Here is a 2,381-nt window from a genome sequence, read left to right as displayed (position 1 = left end):
AAGTGCTTGATAGCGAACAGCACTACCAAAACATCGGTGCGACTGATGCAACTCCTGACATGATCGATGCGATCGTTGCTGAAGGCGCTAAGTTCTGTGAAGAAGTTCTTGCACCTATTAATCAATCAGGTGACCAAGAAGGTTGTACTTGGAGCGAAGACGGTGTTAAAACGCCGACTGGTTTTAAAGAAGCATATCAGCAGTACGTAGAAGGCGGATGGCCTTCAATGAACGCTCCTGTTGAGCACGGTGGTCAAGGTCTTCCAGAATCGATCAACATCATTCTCAGTGAAATGGTTGGTACTGCTAATTGGGCATGGGGTATGTACCCTGGTTTATCTCACGGTGCACGTGCAACACTTGAAGAGCACGGAACACCTGAGCAGCAAGAGACTTACCTGACTAAACTTATCTCTGGTGAGTGGACAGGTACTATGTGTTTGACTGAGCCGCAATGTGGTTCTGACCTAGGTATCCTTACTACTAAAGCTGAGCCAAACGCTGACGGTTCTTATGCTATCACTGGTACTAAGATCTTTATCTCTGCTGGTGAGCACGACATGGTCGATAACATCGTTCATATCGTACTGGCACGTCTTCCAGGTGCTCCGGAAGGTACAAAAGGTATTTCTTTGTTCGTCGTTCCTAAGTGTCTTCCTGATGCAAACGGTGAAGCAGGTGAGCGTAATGCTGTTTCTTGTGGTTCTATTGAGCACAAGATGGGTATTCACGGTAACTCAACTTGTGTGATGAACTTCGATGGCGCGAAAGGTTGGTTGATTGGTCCAGAAAACAAGGGCCTAAACTGCATGTTTACGTTCATGAACGTTGCGCGTATCGGTACTTCTATTCAAGGTCTTGCGGCTGCGGAAGGTTCTTTCCAAGGTGCACTTACATACGCTAAAGATCGTTTGGCGATGCGTTCATTGACTGGTCCTAAGAACCCAGAAGGTAAAGCTGACCAAATCATCGTGCACCCTGACGTTCGTCGTATGCTTCTTACTCAGAAAGCTATCGCGGAAGGCTCTCGTGCGATGATCTACTATGCAGCTCAACAGGCTGACCTAGTTGCTCACGGTGAAGGTGAAGATCAGAAAGCTGCTGATGAGATGCTTGGCTTCTTGACGCCAATCTTGAAAGCATTCTGTACTGAAGCTGGTTTTGAAGCTGCTAACCACGGTTTACAAGTATTCGGTGGCCACGGTTTCATTGCTGAATGGGGCATGGAGCAAATTGTTCGTGATACGCGTATCGCACTTCTTTATGAAGGAACTACTGGTATTCAGGCGCTTGACTTACTTGGTCGTAAGATCCTTATGAGCCAGGGTGCATCACTTCGCAACTTCACTAAGCAGGTACATAAGTTCTGCCAGGCTAACGAAGGTAACGAAGCCTTGAAACCATTCATCGAGAAACTAACTACTCTTAACAAAGAGTGGGGCGACATCACAATGAAAGTTGGCATGAATGCTATGAAGAACCGTGATGAAGTTGGTGCGGCTTCTGTAGACTTCCTAATGTACTCTGGTTACGTATGCTTGGCATATTTCTGGGCGCAAATGGTTAAAGTTGCTCAAGAAAAGCTAGACGCTGGTACTACTGAAACTGGTTTCTATACAGCTAAAGTACAAACTGCACAGTTCTACTTCGATCGTATCCTTCCACGCACAGCTGCACACGCGCAGATGATTGCTGCAGGTAGCGACTCGATGATGGCAATCGACGAAGAAAACTTCGCATTCTAATTGTCATTATTCATGAAAAAGCCCGCTTTGCGGGCTTTTTTGCGTTATAATGCGCGCGATTTTTTTGGCTGACGGCGTTCTTTGAGCGCTTTAGCTCATAGATAAACACAAAGAATTAATTGAGGATTAGGAAATGGCAGAGTACAAAGCGCCCCTTCAAGATATTCGCTTCGTAATGAATGAAGTGTTTGAAGCAGAAAAACTTTGGGGTTCATTGGCAGGCACACAAGATGTCATTGACATGGAAACTGCTGATGCAATTTTAGAAGAGGCTGGAAAAATTACAGCTTCGTTGATTGCACCATTGAGTCGTGAAGCTGATGAAGAAGGTTGTCACTTTGATAACGGTAAAGTCACTGTACCTGCAGGCTTTGTAAATGCATATAAAACGTTTGCTGAAGGTGGTTGGTCAGGTTTGACTGGTAACCCAGTTTACGAAGGTATGGGCATGCCTAAAATGTTGGGCGCTCAGTATGAAGAGATGCTTTACTCTGCTGACATCTCATTCGGTCTATATGTGTGTTTGACTTCTGGTGCGGCATTGGCAATTGATGCGCACGCTTCAGAAGAGCTTAAGCAAAAATACCTGCCAAAAATGTATTCAGGTGAATGGACAGGTGCTATGGATTTGACTGA

2 protein-coding genes are annotated in these 2,381 nt (G+C 45.5%); both read left to right on the top strand.

The genetic code is table 11. The features are described 5' to 3' along the window. Nucleotides 1–2 precede the first annotated feature (2 nt). A complete protein-coding gene (locus A3738_RS15945) occupies nucleotides 3–1,745 on the top strand; it encodes an acyl-CoA dehydrogenase C-terminal domain-containing protein (RefSeq protein ID WP_231876674.1) in 1,743 nt (580 codons plus the stop codon). A 133-nt stretch (nucleotides 1,746–1,878) separates the two neighbouring features. Continuing rightward, on the top strand, nucleotides 1,879–2,381 hold a 503-nt coding region (locus tag A3738_RS15940; protein ID WP_197473885.1), incomplete at its 3' end, for an acyl-CoA dehydrogenase family protein.

This window comes from Oleiphilus sp. HI0066, from assembly GCF_001635725.1.
Note: the sequence above shows the minus strand (reverse complement) of the source record. Positions and strands in the feature narration are given on the sequence as shown.